The organism is Streptomyces sp. UH6, assembly GCF_013421635.1.
Taxonomy (GTDB): Bacteria; Actinomycetota; Actinomycetes; order Streptomycetales; family Streptomycetaceae; genus Streptomyces; species Streptomyces abyssomicinicus.
The window spans coordinates 21,082-37,923 of sequence record NZ_JACADT010000005.1 but is presented as its reverse complement, the minus strand read 5'-3'; the positions used below and the strand labels follow the sequence as shown (position 1 = coordinate 37,923).

The 16,842-nt window shown below is 70.2% G+C and carries 15 protein-coding genes and 2 pseudogenes; 11 read left to right on the top strand and 6 right to left on the bottom strand.

The window, feature by feature from the left end; all coding sequences use genetic code 11:
• Positions 1–1,103, bottom strand: a 1,103-nt coding sequence (locus HW445_RS01115) for a hypothetical protein (protein WP_257230749.1), incomplete at its 3' end; no start/stop codon positions are given.
• A gap of 249 nt (positions 1,104–1,352) precedes the next feature.
• Between HW445_RS01115 and HW445_RS01110 the strand changes: the two genes are divergently transcribed.
• The 5 genes from HW445_RS01110 to HW445_RS01090 all read left to right on the top strand — a co-directional run bounded on the left by HW445_RS01110 (position 1,353) and on the right by HW445_RS01090 (position 5,745).
• Positions 1,353–1,988 carry a sugar O-acetyltransferase gene (locus HW445_RS01110; protein WP_180219128.1) on the top strand — a complete coding sequence of 212 codons (636 nt, stop codon included), beginning with the start codon at positions 1,353–1,355 and terminating at the stop codon, positions 1,986–1,988.
• A gap of 168 nt (positions 1,989–2,156) precedes the next feature.
• Entirely contained in the window at positions 2,157–2,999 is an 843-nt protein-coding gene (locus HW445_RS01105; RefSeq protein ID WP_180219132.1) for a polyphosphate polymerase domain-containing protein, read from the top strand.
• A complete protein-coding gene (locus HW445_RS01100; protein ID WP_180219127.1) occupies positions 2,996–3,673 on the top strand; it encodes a DUF4956 domain-containing protein in 678 nt (225 codons plus the stop codon). The genes HW445_RS01105 and HW445_RS01100 overlap by 4 nt, the downstream gene beginning before the upstream one ends.
• Positions 3,673–5,538 (top strand): CotH kinase family protein, encoded by a 1,866-nt coding sequence (locus tag HW445_RS01095; protein ID WP_180219126.1) that lies wholly within the window; start codon positions 3,673–3,675, stop codon positions 5,536–5,538. The genes HW445_RS01100 and HW445_RS01095 overlap by 1 nt, the downstream gene beginning before the upstream one ends.
• A gap of 6 nt (positions 5,539–5,544) precedes the next feature.
• Positions 5,545–5,745, top strand: coding sequence for a hypothetical protein (locus HW445_RS01090; RefSeq protein WP_180219125.1), 201 nt, complete (start codon positions 5,545–5,547; stop codon positions 5,743–5,745).
• A gap of 120 nt (positions 5,746–5,865) precedes the next feature.
• Here the strand turns inward: HW445_RS01090 and HW445_RS01085 are convergent, their stop codons facing one another.
• Positions 5,866–7,062 (bottom strand): serine hydrolase, encoded by a 1,197-nt coding sequence (locus tag HW445_RS01085; RefSeq protein ID WP_180219124.1) that lies wholly within the window; start codon positions 7,060–7,062, stop codon positions 5,866–5,868.
• Positions 7,063–7,193: 131 nt separating this feature from the next.
• Here HW445_RS01085 and HW445_RS01080 point away from each other — a divergent pair, with 131 nt between their 5' ends.
• On the top strand, positions 7,194–7,850 hold the full coding sequence (locus tag HW445_RS01080) for a response regulator transcription factor (protein ID WP_180219123.1): 657 nt from the start codon (positions 7,194–7,196) through the stop codon (positions 7,848–7,850).
• A gap of 1 nt (position 7,851) precedes the next feature.
• Entirely contained in the window at positions 7,852–9,087 is a 1,236-nt protein-coding gene (locus HW445_RS34035; RefSeq protein ID WP_218956449.1) for a HAMP domain-containing sensor histidine kinase, read from the top strand.
• 163 nt (positions 9,088–9,250) lie between these two features.
• On the opposite strand, the gene HW445_RS01070 is transcribed toward HW445_RS34035, so the two are convergent.
• Positions 9,251–9,643, bottom strand: coding sequence for a helix-turn-helix domain-containing protein (locus tag HW445_RS01070; protein WP_180219122.1), 393 nt, complete (start codon positions 9,641–9,643; stop codon positions 9,251–9,253).
• A 137-nt stretch (positions 9,644–9,780) separates the two neighbouring features.
• Here HW445_RS01070 and HW445_RS01065 point away from each other — a divergent pair, with 137 nt between their 5' ends.
• Positions 9,781–10,638 (top strand): SDR family oxidoreductase, encoded by an 858-nt coding sequence (locus tag HW445_RS01065; RefSeq protein WP_180219121.1) that lies wholly within the window; start codon positions 9,781–9,783, stop codon positions 10,636–10,638.
• Positions 10,639–10,688: 50 nt separating this feature from the next.
• On the opposite strand, the gene HW445_RS01060 is transcribed toward HW445_RS01065, so the two are convergent.
• Positions 10,689–11,372: a hypothetical protein gene (locus HW445_RS01060; RefSeq protein ID WP_180219120.1), complete on the bottom strand. Its 684-nt coding sequence runs from the start codon at positions 11,370–11,372 to the stop codon at positions 10,689–10,691.
• A 147-nt stretch (positions 11,373–11,519) separates the two neighbouring features.
• Between HW445_RS01060 and HW445_RS01055 the strand changes: the two genes are divergently transcribed.
• The 3 genes and pseudogenes from HW445_RS01055 to HW445_RS33085 form a co-directional block, all read left to right on the top strand.
• On the top strand, positions 11,520–13,166 hold the full coding sequence (locus HW445_RS01055) for an FAD-dependent oxidoreductase (protein ID WP_218956448.1): 1,647 nt from the start codon (positions 11,520–11,522) through the stop codon (positions 13,164–13,166).
• Positions 13,163–13,450: a hypothetical protein gene (locus tag HW445_RS01050; RefSeq protein WP_180219119.1), complete on the top strand. Its 288-nt coding sequence runs from the start codon at positions 13,163–13,165 to the stop codon at positions 13,448–13,450. Before HW445_RS01055 ends, HW445_RS01050 begins: the two co-directional genes overlap by 4 nt.
• Positions 13,444–13,699, top strand: a pseudogene (locus HW445_RS33085) (CoA-transferase); the annotation flags it as partial. The gene HW445_RS01050 and the pseudogene HW445_RS33085, both read left to right, overlap by 7 nt.
• Positions 13,700–13,761: 62 nt before the next feature.
• Here the strand turns inward: HW445_RS33085 and HW445_RS01040 are convergent.
• The gene (locus tag HW445_RS01040) at positions 13,762–15,198 is read right to left on the bottom strand and encodes an aldehyde dehydrogenase family protein (protein ID WP_180219118.1); all 1,437 of its coding nucleotides are present in this window, start codon (positions 15,196–15,198) and stop codon (positions 13,762–13,764) included.
• Between the two features lie 57 nt (positions 15,199–15,255).
• Positions 15,256–16,836, bottom strand: a pseudogene (locus HW445_RS01035) (FAD-dependent monooxygenase); the annotation flags it as partial.
• Positions 16,837–16,842: the final 6 nt, after the last annotated feature.

The window sequence follows — 16,842 nt, the reverse complement described above, 5'->3', positions numbered from 1 at the left end:
GGGAGCGCGCGCACCAGCGGGTGGTGGGAGCAGCGCAGTCCGCCGGCGAACAGGGAGACCGCGTCGTAGGGCAGGGTGTGGACCGTGACGTCGCGGGCGGTGAGGTCCTCGGCGAGGCGGGTGAGGCGGTCGTCGACGACCACCTCGCCCGGCCCCAGCACCAGGCTGTTGCCCGCGAGCAGCTCCACCGCCTCCTTCAGGCCCACCTCGACGAGGTCCCAGCCGTCGAGCACGCCGGGCAGGCCCCGGGGGAAGACCTCGCGGCACACCACCGCCAGGCCCTCGCGGACGGCGGTGAGTCCGACGTCCATGTGGATCGCCCCGGCCGCCAGCGGTACCGGGTGCACGCGGTGACCGTCCCCGAGCAGGCCGGCCAGCCAGCGGGCCCCGGCCTCGTCGGAGGACGCCCCGCAGCCGACCAGGACGTCCCGGCCGAAGAGCATCACGTCACCGCCCTCCAGGAAGGGACCCGAGGCGCGGGACAGCTCGCCGAACGGCACGGGGGAGGGCGGCGGCATCACCGTCCAGCGGGCCCCCCGGGCGGCGGCCAGTTCGAAGACCGGGCGCAGGCCGAAGCGCTCGGGGAAGCGGTTCGGCAGCCGCATCGCGGCCTCGATCACCTGATCACCGACGACGACCATCGGGTCCCGGACATAGGTCTGCGACACGAAACGGTCGGCGCCGTCCTCGCCCGCCGGGTCGGGGCCGCCCTCCGGGTAGGCGTGGATCTCGTGCGGGGTGAGCTCGCGCGGCCGGTGCACGGTCACGCCGCGCCGTTCGAGGAAGCGGGCCAGGCCGTCGAGCTGCTCGACCGCCGCCGCGTGGTGGGCCGGGTCGGCCTCGGACCAGCGCCTGCCGGCCCACCGCCGCAGAGCGGCGCGCAGAGGCTCCGGCAGATGCATGAGTTCGGGAGGGAAGCCGTGGGCCAGGTCGGCGGGCACGACGAAGTCCGCCGTCCGGCCGACCACGGTCTCCTCGAGGACGCCCCACTCGTGGGTGACGGCCACCGGACGCGGCTCCGCGGGGCCGGTGGCGGCCGCGGTGGCCGTGGCGCCCTCGGTGGCCGTGGTGGAGCTGCCGGGCAGGGTCATGGTGCCGGTCATGATCGGGTTCCTCCCTCGAAGGAGAAGGCCGGAATCAGGAACACCACAAACGTCGCACACGCCACATCTCCGGCACATCGTCGTCAGGGACGATCCGAGGACTACACCCTTCGGCCGGTGCCGCCTCCGGCCGCCCCGCGGGCCCCGACTTTCCGGGAGTCCCGGTACGCACCGCACGCATGCCCGTAGGGTCGGGATCGGACAGGTGTACCCCCGGGTCCGGGGGCGGAAGAGGGAGGGCGCATCCCCATGACGGACGGACAGGCCCACGACCGGGCCCGCGAGGAGGAGGTCCGGGCCCGGATCGCGGCAGGACTGCTGTACACCGAGTCGGACGCGGCCTTCATGGACCCGCTGCGCCGCACGGACGAGGTCTTCGCCTACAACCGGACACCGCCGAGCGAGACGGGGCGTCGTCTGGCCCTGCTCCGCGAGATCCTCGGCTCGGTCGGTGAGCGCCCGGTGGTGCTGCCGCCGTTCCACGCCGCTTACGGCAGCAACGTCCACATCGGCGACGACTTCTTCGGCAACGTCAACCTGACCTTCGTCGACGACGTGGACATCCGCATCGGTGACGAGGTGATGATCGCGCCCAGCGTGACCCTGACCACGACGGGCCACCCGGTCCACCCCGCACGCCGCGCCGACTTCGGGCGGTTCTCGGAACCGATCCACATCGAGGACAAGGTGTGGATCGGCAGCAACGTGGTCGTCCTGCCCGGCGTCCGCATCGGACACGGCTCGGTGATCGGTGCGGGCAGCGTCGTCAGCCGTGACGTCCCCCCGATGTCGGTCGCGATGGGGACGCCGTGCCGGGTGGTCCGGAAGATCACGGACGACGACCTGACGACGCGCGTCGCGCCCCGCCCGCCGGACGTGCGGTAGCCCTCCGCGCCGGGCGGCGGCGCGGGTTCACCTTCCGGCCATCCCTGGTCTCTCTCGCGTTTGCCGCGCAATTCTCGGCGTTCTCTCACACAGCGCTGCTTCCGTGTGCGGTGCCGATCGAACGGCACCGCACGACGAAGGAGGCCCAGGGTGGCGGAACCCCTGCACGTGGCCAGCAGGCTGCACGCGTTCAACCGGTTCGAGCTGAAGTACCTCGTCCCGGTGGAGGAGGCCGCCGGCATCAGGGACGAGCTGGCCGAGCGGATGGACCGGGACCTGCACAGCCCGGTCGGCGGCTACGGAGTCTGGAGCCTGTACTACGACACTGCGGACCTGCGCTTCTACTGGGAGAAGATCGAGGGGCTGAAGTTCCGGCGCAAGCTCCGCATCCGCCACTACGGGGACCTCGACGGCGTGACCGACGAGTCCCCCGTGTGCGTGGAGATCAAGCAGCGGGTCAACCGGGTCACCCAGAAGCGCAGGATCACCCTGCCCTACGGCGCCGCCCGTCAGCTCTGCGACGGCCGGCAGCTCATCGAGCACTCGGCCAAGGAGAGCGCCTTCGTCCAGGAGGTCCTGGAGCTGATCGTGCGGCTGAACCTGCGGCCCACCGCGATCACCGGGTACCAGCGCGAGGCCCTGGTCGGCCGTGACGCGGACACCGGGCTGCGGGTCACCTTCGACCGGCGTGTCCGGGGCCGGGACCGCGACTTCCACTTCGGCACGCCGAACCCCGAGAACCGTTTCACCATCCCGCCCCACCTGGCGGTGATGGAGATCAAGGTCAACGAGCGCACCCCGCACTGGATCACCGACCTGGCCGCGCGCCGGAACCTCAACCTCGTCCGGGTCTCCAAGTACGTGCAGTCCATCGAGGCGTTCGGGCGGGCCCCGCGGTCCGTCTTCCACGTCCACGAGGCGGACTACCCGCCGCCCACCACCCCTACCGACATGCCGCTGCCCGGGCAGCGGCCGGCGTCCGAGGCGCCGGTGAAAGCAGGAGCACAGTGAACTTCGAACTGCAGGAACTCAGCGGCACGTTCAGCGTCGCCGACGTCGTGGCGGCCATGGCGCTGTCGTTCGTCCTGAGCACGTTGATCGGCTACGTGTACCGGTACACGCACCGCAACGTCTCCTACAGCCAGTCGTACGTCCAGACGCTGGTCATCGTCGGCATGATCGTCGCGCTGATCATGCTGGTCGTCGGTTCCAACCTGGCCCGGGCGTTCTCCCTGGTCGGCGCGCTGTCCGTGGTCCGCTTCCGCAACGCGGTGAAGGAGACCAGGGACGTCGGCTTCATCTTCCTGGCGATGGCGATCGGCATGGCCTGCGGTGCGCGCTTCTACACGCTGGCCGCGGTCGGCGCCGTCGTGATCTGCGCCGTCGTCCTCGTCATGTTCAAGTTCAACTGGTTCGCCCTGAACGTCCAGCGCCAGGTGGTCAAGGTCCAGGTCCCGGCCGGTGAGGACTACGCCCCCGCGATCAGCGACGTGCTCATCAAGTACACCACCGAGTTCGAGCTGGTCAGCACCGAGACGATCAGGGGCGGGGCACTGAACGAGGTGTTCTACACGGTGCGCATGAAGAAGGGCGCCGAGCCCGGCGAGCTGGTGAGCGCCCTGCAGGAACGCACCTCCGGCCAGCGGGTGACCGTGCTGACCGGTTACGACACGACCGATCTGTGATGGCCGGCGACGGCACGGCGCGCGGACGCCGCCTGCGCGACCGCCTCCCGGTCCGGCTGCGGCACCACTGGAAACCCGTGGGCGCCCTGTGCGCGGGCCTGGCGGTCATGGTGTACGGCTTCGGCGACGCCCGGATCTCGCCGTACGTCACCTCCTCCTCCACGACGGAGGGCGACCCCATCACCCAGGACATCAAGGGCACCGTCGACCTGTACGACACCTCGGTCGCCCACTCGCTCCAACTGGAGTACGACCAGACCGAGTTCGACAAGATGATGAAGGAGTTCCAGGACGACGGGAACAAGGAGTACATCGAGGCCGACCTCACGATCGACGGGGTCTACCTGGAGGACGTCGGCATCCGCCTCAAGGGCAACTCCACGCTCATGTCCCTGCGCGGCGGCGGCATGGGCATGCCCGGCGGCGGCCGGACCGCGCCGGACGGAGCGACGGCCGGACAAGGCGACGGCGCCGCCGGTCAAGCCGCCTCGAGCCGACAGCAGAACGGCGCGGGCGGCACCGGCACAGACACCGGCACAGGCGGGAACGGCACCGCGAGCAGTGGCGGAAACACCGGTAGCAGAGGCGATGGGAACGCCGCGGGTCCCGGAGGGGGCAGGGGCGGCGGGATCATGCAGTACGACCTGTCCGAGGAGAAGCCGGAGGAACTGCCCTGGCTCATCAAGATCGACGAGTACGTCGAAGGCCGCGCCTACCAGGGCGAGCGGGAGATCTCCCTGCGCCCCGGCAGTGGGGACGAGGTACCGGTGAACGAGGCCCTCTCGCTGAGCCTGATGGACTCCAGCGGCCTGAAGAACGAGCGCTACTCGTTCACCGAGCTCAAGGTGAACGGACGGCCTGTCACCACGCGGCTGATGGTCGAGAATCCCGACACCGAGTACGCCGAATCCGTCGGTGACGGCAACGGGGTGATGTACAAGGCGCGGGCCGGCAGCAGCTTCGACTACCAGGGCGACGACCCGACCGACTACGAGAGCTCCTTCAAGCAGCTCAACAAGGTCGGCAGTCAGGACCTCGAGCCGGTCATGAAGCTCATCAAGTGGGTCGACCAAGCGTCGGACGAGGAGTTCGAGAAGGACCTCGGCAAGTACGTGGACGTCGAGTCCCTGGCCACCTACGTGGCGGCCCAGAACCTGCTGCTGAACTTCGACGACATGTCCGGGCCGGGCAAGAACTACATGCTGTGGTACGACCTGGACACCAAGAAGTTCACGGTCCTCGGGTGGGACTACAACCTCACCTTCTCCGGTGACGCGACCGCGGGGCCCGACGACGACATGAGCATGGGCGGCATGTTCGGGGGTGGTCCCCCAGGCGGGGCCACCGACGGCGCCGCTCCGGAAGGCTTCCCGGAGGGAATGCCGGAAGGCTTCCCGGAGGGAATGCCGGAAGGCTTCCCCGAGGGAATGCCGGAAGGCTTCCCCGAGGGAATGCCAGAAGGCTTCCCCGAGGGAATGCCAGAAGGCTTCCCCGAGGGAATGCCGGAAGGCTTCCCGGGAGGTGCGTCGGGAGGGCCGGGTCAGGGCGGTGACGCCGGCCAGGAAGGTCAGGGTGGCGGTCAGGGCCGGGGCGGCATGGGCGGGGGCGCCTTTTCGGGCCACGCGCTCAAGGACCGCTTCCTGGAGTCCGACGCGTTCGACGCCGTGTACAAGAAGGCGTACCAGGAGCTGTACGAGAAGTTCTTCGGCTCCGGCGCCGCGACCGCCGCGCTCGACCGCGTCGCCGACCAGGCGCGCGAAGCGGGAGCCGACAGCACTGGTCTGGACTCCGCCGTCAAGACACTGCGTGCAACGGTCACCGAACGCACCGAGGCACTGGCGAAGGACAAGGAGGTCGCCGGCTAACGCCCGGTGTCCGGACGGAGCCCTCACGAGAGAGCCCGTCCGGACACCGGGCGTTCCTCCGCCCACGCCGGCGTCGAGTGGGAGCAGCTGGCCCAAGAGGTCGGCTTCGGATCCGCCGTGCCGTGCAGGCGCTGGCTTGCGACCTGGAACGAGGCCGGCGCGTGGGAGAACCTCCACGTGCTGCTGGAGAAGCTGTGGGCGACGTAACCGATCCATTGGTCGACGCTGCTCACCTGGTGGTCGGTGAGCCGCAGGGGCGACTCGAGCAGAGAACGGATGTAAGGGCGTCCCTGGCTCAGGGCACCACACCGGTTCCTTCGGTTCCGGTCAGGAGGCGGTGATCAGCCGTCGTGCCAGGGCCGTGATCAATTGGACGGTGATCCCCTCGTGGTTGGAGAGCACCACGACGCTCCAGTCGGTCTCCGGGTAGATCTCGATCGCGGTGGAGATGCCGAGCGTGCTGCCGCCCCCGTGCTGGAACAGCCACTGGCCGGCGACAAGTGACCCCATCGCGCCGTAGCACTGGTAGTCGGTCCGCGCCGGGGCGCCGGTGCTGTCGGCCGGGGCGGTGCCGGCCTGGACCAGGGGTACCTTTCCGCTCAGCAGCAGCGCCGTGGTCGCCCGGTCGAGCAGTCCGTGCCGCCACAGGTGGCGTCCGAAGCGGTCGAGGTCGGCGCAGGTGGTGAACGCGTCACCGGCCGCGTCACCGACGATGTGCCGTGCCTGCGCGACCCCGTCGGACCACTGACCTCGGGCGTCGCGGTGGTAGGGGTGCGCGACGCTTGGGTCCGTCTCCCACTGGGGCCGGGTGAGGAAGCGCGTGTCGGCCATCCCAGCGACCGCGAACACGTTCTGCCGCACGTAGTCGTAGTACGACACCCCGGCCACCTTTTCCACGATCGCGCCGAGCAGGTGGTAGCCGGAGTTGCTGTAGGCCCACGCCGCTCCGGGGGCGAAGCCCGGCTCCGAGCCTCGTACGAGGTCGGTGATACCGCGCATGGTCTGCTCCTCGGTGGTCCAGCCGGCCGCCGCGGTCTCGTACCCGGGCAGCGAGTGGAAGTCGCCGAGTCCCGAGGTATGGGTGAGCAGGTGGTGCACGGTCACGTGGTCCGCGACCGAGGCGGGGAAACCGTCGAGGTAGTCACCCAGTCGGGCACCGTAGGCGACCTTCCCTCTCTGTGCCAGTTGCGCGATCGCCACCGCGGTGAACAGTTTGGTCACCGAGGCGAGCGCGAAGAGGGTGTTCCGGCTGTTCGGGACGGCACCCGCCTGGTCGGCCATACCGTAGGAGCGGGCCAGCACGGTCCGGCCCCGGTGGGTCAGCAGCAGCGAGCCGGAGAACTCGTCCCCCGCCGCCTTGTCCGCCACGTACGTGTCGAGTTCGCCGCCGGGTTTCAGGGTCGGGGGCACCGGTGCGGACCGGTCGCCGGCCGCTGCCGGGGTGGCGAGTCCGGGCACGAGCCCGCCGGCCGATGCCGTGCCGAGCAGTCCGATGACGGTGCGCCGGGAGGGACGAGTTGCCATGGTCCGTTGCCTTTCACTGGGGTGTGCGCGCGCCGGAAGGTGCGCACCGGAAGATCTACCGGGTCCCCGGTATGGGAGACCGATGGCCGGTCCATATGTGATCCATAGGCCGCCCTCGCGATACTCGGCGTGTGAGAGTGCTCCTGGCAGAGGACGAACAGCCGTTGGCCGGCTACATGGTGACCGGGCTGCGCAGGAACGGCTTCGCCGTCGACCACGCCCCCGACGGCGGCGCCGCCCTGGAGAAGGCCGAACTCAACGCCTACGACGTCGTGGTGCTGGACCGCGGTCTGCCGGTGGTGCACGGCGACACGGTGTGCCGGCGGTTGGCGGCCCGCGGGACCGCTCGCATCCTGATGCTCACCGCCTACGACACGGTCGAGGACCGGGTCGAAGGGCTGCTGCTGGGCGCCGACGACTATCTCGGCAAACCGTTCGCGTTCTCCGAACTGGTGGCCAGGGTCCACGCTTTGGCCCGGCGCGTCACTCCCGCCCGCCCGCCGGTGCTCAGTGTCGCCGACGTGGTCCTCGACCCCGCTCGCGGAACCGCCGAGCGCGGCGGCCTTCCGCTGGCCCTGACGCCCAAGGAGTTCGGAGTGCTCACCCAACTGCTGTCGGCCGACGGCGCGGTGGTCAGCGCGGAGACGCTGCTGGAGAAGGTGTGGGACGAGCACGCCGACCCGTTCACCAACGCGGTCCGCATCACCGTGGGTACGCTGCGCCGCAAGCTCGGCGACCCTCCGCTGGTCGACACCGTGACCGGTCTCGGCTACCGGCTGGGAGCGTGACGTGGTGCGGGCCGTCCGGCTGACCGCGCGTACCCGCCTGACCTTGCTCCATACCCTGCTGGTGCTGGCCAGCGGGGCGTTGCTCAGCCTGCTCACCTACCTGCTGACCCGCCGCAGCCTCACCGAGCGCAAGATCGTGTGGCACCTGACCGGACCGGGCACCACCGGCCCTCCTCCCCCGGCGGACCTGAGCTCGTCCGAGCTGGCGGGCGACGTGCGTGATGAAGCCCTGGCCACACTGGTGCGCCAGGCAGGAATCGCACTGGTGGTGGTGACCTTGCTGGGGGCCGTGGTCGGCCGGCTGGTGGCCGGACGGGTGTTGTTACCGATCCGGGTGATCTCGGCGACCGCACAGAGACTGTCGGCGGAGAACCTGTCGGAGCGGATGCCGGTGGGCCGGGCGGGTGACGAGCTGGCGGCGCTGGCCGAGACCGTCAACGGCATGCTCGACCGCATCGGCCTGGGCATCGCCGAACGGGACCGTGCGCTGGAGAGCCAGCGGCTGTTCACCGCCAGCGCGGCGCACGAGTTGCGCGCTCCGCTCACCACCATGCGCACGGCGATCGACGTGACACTGGACGGCGAGCCCTGCAGGGCGGAGTTGCGGGCGATGGCCCTGGACGTTCGGGCCGCGGTCGACCGGCACCGCCGCACGCTGGACGGCCTGTTCGCCCTGGCTCACAGCCAGGCGGGGGTGCGCGAATGCCGCCCGGTGGACCTGGCCGCCGTCGCCGGCTCCGTGTTGAAAGCTACCGTCCCCGGCCTCGGCGCAACGGACCTCGCGGTGCGGTGGGAACTGTGCCCGGCGCCGATGGCCGGCGACCCGGTCCTGCTGGAACGGATGGCAGCCAATCTGATCGGCAACGCCGTACGGTACAACCACCCGGCAGGCTTGCTCACCGTGTCCACCGGCCGTACCCCCGACGGCGCGTCGTTTCTGCGGGTGGTCAACACCGGCAACAGGGTTGCCCAGGAGGACGTGGAGCAACTGTTGCGGCCCTTCGTGCGCGGCGCCGGCAGCAGCGCTGTGCGGTCCGACGACGGCGGAGGCGACGGAGCCGGCGCCGGGCTCGGCCTGTCCATCGTTCAGGCGGTGGTACTCGCCCACCGCGGGGACATCACCGCGACTCCCCACCAGGACGGCGGGCTGAACGTCCTCGTGCGCTTCCGCCACGCCCAGGAGCCACCGGCTCACAGCGCGGAGACCGGCGCTGGACGGGACGACCCTGGTCGGTGAGCAGTCCGCTGTCCGCCTTGGTCCAGCGCGTGCCACGTTGTCACTTGCCGGCTCGGAGCTGAGTCCCGCAGCAGTTCCTCATCCGTCGAACACGACATGCACCGGCCGCGAAGTCTCAGCTGAGGCAGCGAGTCCGAGCCGGCTCCCCGTTGCGGGAATCCGGTCAGCTACGGGCCCTGTCATAGGCCTCGCGGGCGCCGATGACGGCGGCGACGTGCGCCTCGGACCAGCGCGCCAGTGCCCAGACCTGCCGCGCGGCCTCCTCCCCCAGCCGAGTCAGCGAGTAGTCGACGCGGGGCGGGATCACGGTCTGCGCCTCGCGCCGTACGAAGCCGTCGCGCTCCAGGGTCTGCAGCGTCTGGGCGAGCATCTTCTCGCTCACGCCGCCGACAGCCCGGCGCAGCTCGCTGAACCGCTGTGTCCCGTCCAACAGGACCGCGAGGATCAGCACACCCCACCGGCTGGTCAGGTGCTCGAGCACGCCGCGTGACGGACAGGTGGCGTTGTTCACGTCGGCCTGCCGCACGATGGCGCTGACCTCCTTGCGTACGGACATGACACCCAGCTTACCTTGAGGTGCGTACTTTCTCAGAGTTAGTACAGTCGTTAACGTGAGTGCCGCACAGGCCCCACCCTGGCGCGCGGGTGCACCTTCGCTCGCCCCAGGTGCCACCGAAAGGAACACCCTCAGCCATGAGCATCGTCGTCACCGGCGCGACCGGACACCTCGGGACACTCGTGATCAACGAGCTGCTGAACCGCGTGCCCGCCGAAGAGGTCGCCGCCGTCGTGCGGAACGCGGAGAAGGCCGCGCCCCTCGCCGAGCGCGGCGTCGAACTGCGGATCGCGGACTACGACTCGCCCGCGACCCTGAGGGACGTCTTCCGTCCTGGCGATGTCGTGCTGCTGATCTCCGGGAGTGAGGTCGGCCGACGGATCCCGCAGCACACCGCGGTGATCGAGGCCGCGAAGGCGGCGGGCGTGGCCCGGCTCGCGTACACCGGCGTCCTGGGCGGCCCGGACGCCGACTTCAAGCTGGCCGACGAGCACAAGGCCACGGAGCAGGCCATCCTGGACTCCGGTCTCACGTACACGTTCCTGCGCCACGGCTGGTACACGGAGAACTACACGGAGCAGCTCCCGGTCCAGCTGGAGCACGGCGTGGCGGGCAGCGCGGGCGACGGCAGGATCGGCCTCGCCACGCGCGCGGACTACGCCGCCGCCGACGCGGTCGTGCTGACGGAACAGGGCCACGAGAACAAGGCCTACGAGCTGAGCGGTGACACCGCCTGGAGCCTCGCCGAGTACGCGGCTGAGCTCTCCCGCCAGTCCGGCAAGGAGGTCTCCTACCACGACCTGCCCGCGGAGGCCTACCGGTCCGTCCTCACCGGCGCCGGGGTTCCGGAGCCGATGGCGCAGATCCTCGTCGACGTGGACACCTCCGCCATCGCCCGCGGCCTCCTCCAGGGCGGCACCGGCGAACTCGCCCGCCTCATCGGCCGCCCGGCCACCCCCGTCGCGGACACGATCGCGGACGCCCTCAAGGGCTGACCGGAAAGACGCCTGGTGCCCTGGAGGCCTGCCGGGCACCAGGCGTTCGCTCACACGGGATGACCGCCCTGCTCCACCGTCTCAACGGTGCGAGCCCTCTCGAGGAGCAGCGGCGGCTCGGTGAGCTGGCCGCCGCCGTCGCTTCCCGCGCCGGTTCGACGTACCTCGCCGAAGGCTGTACGCGCCGGCTGAGGTACTGATCGAAGGTAGCGGCCGTGGCGGACTGGGCCGTCGCCCCCACCGCCCGGCCGCCGGGCAGCCGTCTTCCCGCCGATGGGGACGACAGCCGGGAATGGGCAGCCGTTCTCGTCCGGCCCTGATCCTGCGTTTCGCGGGGCGCGCCTGTCGCCGTCAACGCCCCCGGCCCCGTTGGGCAGCAGCGCTCGCGAGACGCGCTCGGCCGCGGCGGGCAGGGCAGGGACCATCTGCTCCGCCAGGTCCTCCCGGTAGGTCAGGACAGTCACCGCCGCGAGCCGATCGCCGAAGCGGCAGGACACCCGGGCGCACGACATCGATGGTTCGACCACGGCGACGGCCACCGCGTCCCGCCTCTCGGGCGCCATCAGGCAAGCGACGACGCCGAGCCCTCTCGCCCGGTCCCGCAGCACGGGCCGGTTCAGCTCAGCGAGTGCGAACAAGGCCAGCCCCACGCGGCAGCGGTTGGCCTCGTTCTCGACGGCGAGGCCCTGCCGCACCAGGGCGCACCACAGACGGTAGGCGACTGAGCGGTGCACTCACCGCCCCCACCGGGCACTCTCGTCCGGCGGTCACACATTTTGTCGGCCACCTCTTGACGTGGCGCCCATGTCACTCGCATGGTGTTGCAATAATTTGAACAGGCTGTTTCATTATTTGCAACATCTGGAAGGGTGCGCGTCCTCGTGTACTTTCAGCCAAACCGCCACGACTTCGTGGACTTCACTTCCTCCTCGGCGGACGCCGCCCCTGAGGACGTCGTCGTGGTGGGCGCGGGCCCCGTCGGCCTCGCCGTCGCGCTCGGTCTCGCCCGCCGCGGGGTGGAGGTGACCGTTCTGGAGGCCGGTGACTCCGTCTCGCACGGGAGCCGGGCGATCTGCCTCTCCCGGCACTCCCTGGAAGTTCTGGACCGGATCGGCGTCGGCGAGCGCCTTGGCTCGGTGGCGCTGCCCTGGTCCACGGGCCGCAGCCACTACCGGGACACCGAGGTCCTTTCCTTCGACATGCCGTACGACCGGAACGACGTGCGCGCACCGATGTTCAACATCTCCCAGTCGGTCGCCGAGCAGATCATGCTCGACGCGGTCGAGGCGGAGCCGCGGATCCGTCTGTTCTGGAGGAGCGAGGTCACCGAGGTCACTCAGGACGATGCGGAGGTCACCGTCCAGGCGACCACCCCGGCCGGCCCGTGGGGCCTGCGCGCCCGCCACGTGGTGGCGTGCGACGGAGCGCGCAGCGGAGTCCGCAAAGCACTCGGCGTCCATCTCGAGGGCACCAGCTACGAAGGCCGGTACGTCATCGCAGACATCCACTGGAAGAGCGGGCTGCCCACCGAGCGACAGGCCTGGTTCGACCCGCCGTCCAACCCCGGTCAGACGATCCTGCTGCACCGTCAGCCCGACGACATATGGCGGATCGACTACCAGATCGAGGCAGGAGAGGACGCCGAGGAGGCCCTCCGTGAGGAGAACATCCGCGCGGTCATCACCCGCCACCTCGCATGGCTCGGGAACGACGAGCCGTGGACCCTGGAATGGTCCAGCATCTACCGCGCGCACTCCCGTGCGCTCGACTCCTTCCTGCACGGACGGGTCCTCTTCGCCGGCGACGCCGCCCACCTGGTGCCGATCTTCGGGGTGCGCGGCCTGAACTCAGGTCTGGAGGACGCGGACGTGTACACGTGGGCGCTCGCCGCGGTCGTACGCGGCGAGGCGGACGACCGACTGCTGCGCACGGTCGCCGACGAGCGCCGCGACGCCTGGCAGCAGAACGTCGACCAAGCCGAGAAGTCCACCCTGTTCATGACGCCGAGCAGTGACGGCTACCGCCTTACCCGGGACGCGATCCTGCAGCTCGCGCTCAGTCGGCCGGTACTACGTGGTCTGATCAACCCCCGCCAGTCGGCTGCCACTCACAGCCGCGCTTCCGCGCTGACCTATACGCCCACCAAGGCCGTGACCGGACCGCTGCCCGGTGACCCCCTGCCCGACCGGCGCGTCACCACTGCGAACGGGACGACAGCCGGAGTGCACGCCCTGCGCGGCCGCGGGTTCGCCCTGATCGCCGCCACCGACGCCGCCGAGGCCGCGCGTGCCGGTGAGCAGCTCTCGCAGATGCTGCCCGGCCGCCTGACCGTGCTCGCCGCACGAGGCGCGACCGAGGGCGTGACGGTGACGGGTCCTGACGTATGCACCGATCTCGGCCTCGATGAGGGTGACCTGGTGCTGGTACGTCCTGACGGTCTCGTCCTTGGCCGCCTGTCGCAAGGAGAGTCCCTTGAGCCGCTCCTCCTCCACCTCACCGACCGACTCACTGCTGAAGGATCGCGATGAACAACACGACCACCGGGCCGGTTTCTTGTTCGGAGGCTCCCGGCCGGGCCCACTCGGTACTCACCGAGGACGGCGGCCCTCTCGCCCCCGGGCATGCCGAGGCCGTCTGGCGCTCGCTCAGTGAAGCTCTCGACCGTGCGGGCGAGCACGGTAGGGTCCCGTTCCTGGTCCGCCTCAGCATTCTGACCGCCCTGGACCACCTCAGCTCGGAACAGTTCACCACACTGATCACCGAGGCCGAGGCCGGCCTTGACACGCGACGTCCACCGACCGTCGAAAGGTGACCGGCTCGTACGTCGGCGAGAACAAGGAGTTCGCCCGCCAGTACCTGGCCGGTGAACCGGAACGGGAACTCGTCCCCCAGGGCACCCTCGCCGAACGGCTGCGGGCCGGCGGGGCGGGCATCCCCGCGTTCTACACCCCCGCCGGAGTCGGCACCGCCGTCGCCGAGGGCGGCGTGCCCTGGCGGTACGCGGCCGACGGCTCGGTGGCGGTCGAGTCCCCGGCCAAGGAGGTCCGCGCCTTGGGCGGACAGAGTCCAGAAGCGCGAGAGGCCGCAGCCGGGAGGCTGCGGCCTCTCGCGCTTCCATCGCGGTCAGCCGTTGATGACCAGTGGAACGGCGACCGACTTCAGGCCCTCCACACCGAACTCGAGGCCGTAGCCGGAACCCTTGACGCCGCCGAAGGGGGCCATGGGGTGCACGCCGCCGTGGGAGTTGATCCACACGGTGCCGGCCTGGAGACGGAACGCGACCTTCCGCGCCTCGTCGCGGTCGCCCCAGACGGAGGCTCCCAGTCCGACGTCGAGGCGGTTCGCGCTCGTGATGGCGTCCTCGACGTCCGTGTACCTCACGATCGGAAGGACCGGGCCGAACTGCTCCTCGTCGACGATCGCGACGCCGTCCGTCACGTCCGCGACCAGTGTGACCGGATAGAAGAGTTCACCCAGTTCGGGGGCGGGAGCGCCGCCGGTGACGATCCGTCCCCCGTTGGCCCTGGCTTCCTCGACGAGACGGCTGACGATGTCGAACTGCTGCTGGTTCTGCAGAGGACCGAGCACGTTCTTCTCGTCCAGGCCGTTGCCCATCGGCATCTCCGCGGCCACGTCCCTGAGGGCGGACACCACGTCCTCGTAGATCGAGTCGTGCACGTAGAGACGCTTCAGGGCCGCACACGTCTGGCCCGTGTTGATGAACGCTCCCCAGAAGAGGTCCTGAGCGATCGCCCTGGGGTCGGCGCCGGGCAGGACGATACCGGCGTCGTTGCCGCCGAGTTCGAGGGTGAGGCGCGCGAAGTTTCCGGCCGACCCTTCGACGATCTTCCGTCCTGTGGCGGTCGAGCCGGTGAACATCACCTTGCCGACGTCGGGGTGCGAGGCGAGCCGGGCACCCACCGCACCGTCGCCCGGGACACCGGTGAGCACGTCGGCGGGGAGTACCTCGTTCAGGACGGACAGCAGCGCCAGCACGCTCAGCGGCGTGTTCTCACTCGGTTTGACGACGACCGTATTGCCCATCCGCAGCGCCGGGCCGATCTGCCAGATCGTGATCATGAGCGGCCAGTTCCACGGGCCTATGGCGCCGACCACCCCGACGGCCCGGTAGTGCAGCTCCGCGTGCGTCTCGCCGTCGTCCACGACGACCTCGGGCTGCAGCGGCGTGGTCGCCGAGGCGCGCAGCCAGGCCGCGCAACCACCCACCTCGAAACGGGCGTTGGGTCCGTTCAAGGGCTTGCCCTGTTCGCGGGAGAGCAGGCGGGCGAGCTCCTCCGCGTGCGCGTCGATCGCGTCGGCGGCCTTCAGCAGCAGTGCGGAGCGCTCCTCATGACCACGTTCCTCCCATGCCGGCTGTGCGGCCTTGGCGCGGGTCACCGCCTCGTCGAGATCGGTGATGGTCCGCACCGGTGCGCGGCCGATGACCTCTCGGGTCGCGGCGTCGAGGATCTCGCGCCCCTCGCCTTCCGGCGCCTGCACGCGGTGGAGCAGTGTGAACTCGTCCGCATCAGGCGCCGAGACGGTGGTGACTTCTGACATGGTCGGTCTCATTCCTTACGAAGTGGCGTTCCCTCAGGCAAAACGGCGGGGGAACGGTTACGCATGGGACAGGCCCGCCGCACGGGCGACAGCGGCCCGGACGGCTGAGGGCTCCGCATCGGTGAGCGTGGCGGCGAGATGTGCGTCCGGACGCACGATCCACGCCTCGTCCGCGCGGAGGCCCAGCACGGATGGCGCCTGCGGATGCAGGGTGCTGAGCCGGTGCGCGGAGACGGGGAGCGGACCACGGGTGACCTCGGCCAGGTCCGTCGGGTCGATGTCGTCGCCGCACAGCACCGTCACTCCGCGCCGGGCGAGCAGGCGCAGACGGCCCCCGCCCTCGACCGGGTGGTCGGGCACGAGTACGCCGGGAGCCACGGCGGGGGCCTGCCCCTTCGGAGGCCGGCCACCGCAAGGGCGTTCGCGTGACGGTGTCGTCAGAGGGGACGCGCTGTACCAGAAGGGCTCGGCCAGCCGACCCGAGTCGACCCGGTTCTGCGCGGCAGGGTCGGTGCGCGCCGTCTCCAAGGTCGACAGGCGCACGGACTGCTGTGCCTCGTCCTGGGGGACGAGGAAATCCATCGTCGCTCCGGTGACGGCGAGATTCTCCTCCGCGGCGGCGTGACGCTCGTCGTGATAGCTGTCGAGGAGTGACTCGGGAGCCAGCCCTTTCCACACGAAGGCCAGCTTCCAGGCGGCGTTCTCGGCATCCTGCACACCTGAGTTGAGCCCTCGGGCACCGAACGGCGAGACCAGGTGGGCGATGTCACCGGCCAGGAGCACCTTCCCGGCCCGCATCCGGTCGGCGATGCGCTGGTGGAACCGGTACACCGACTTCCAGACGATCGCGTACGGCTTGTCTCCGACGATCTGTCGGATCCGCCGCTCCAGGCCGCCGTTGGCCTCCTCGGCGGTGAGGTCGAAGTCCTCCGGGACCTGCCAGTCGATGCGGAACGTCGAATCCGGGCAGGGATGGATCAGCACTTGTCGTCCCGGGTTCCAGACCGGGTCGAAGTAGAAGCGCCGCTCCTGCTCCCACGCGCCGAGGTCCGCCTTGATGTCGCAGATCAGGAACCGGTCACCGAAGGTACGGCCGTCCAGGGAGATGCCGAGCAGCTCGCGTACGGCCTCGCCCCTGGCGCCCGCGCAGACGACGGCGAAGGAGCCCGTCACCTGTGCGGTTCCGGAGGCCGTCGCGCACTCCACGGTCACGCCTCCGGCGTCCTGAACGAGCCCGACGACCTCGTGGCCCCAGCGGACATCGATGAGCGGCTCCTCGGCGATCCTCCGGTCGAGGACCGCTTCGGTGTCCGACTGGGAGATGTTGGCGAACGGCGGGAAGGCCGACCGTCCGGAGTCGGCGTACTCGGTGCAGAAGAGTTCCTGGTCGCGGTGGAAGGTCCGTGCCCGGACCCAGGTGAGCCCGGCGTCGGCGATCTCCCGGCCGGCCCCTCCCAGGGTGTCCCATGCCTCGAGGACGTCACGTTGCTGCACGATCGCCTTGGAGCCGACCGGGTCCCGGTGCGGACGGGCGTCGAGGACGATCGCGGGCACGCCCCAGTGGGCGAGGAAGAGGGCCGTGGTCTGCCCGACAGGGCCGTTGCCGATGACGAGCACCGGTCTGTTCGTGGTCATGTCCGTCCT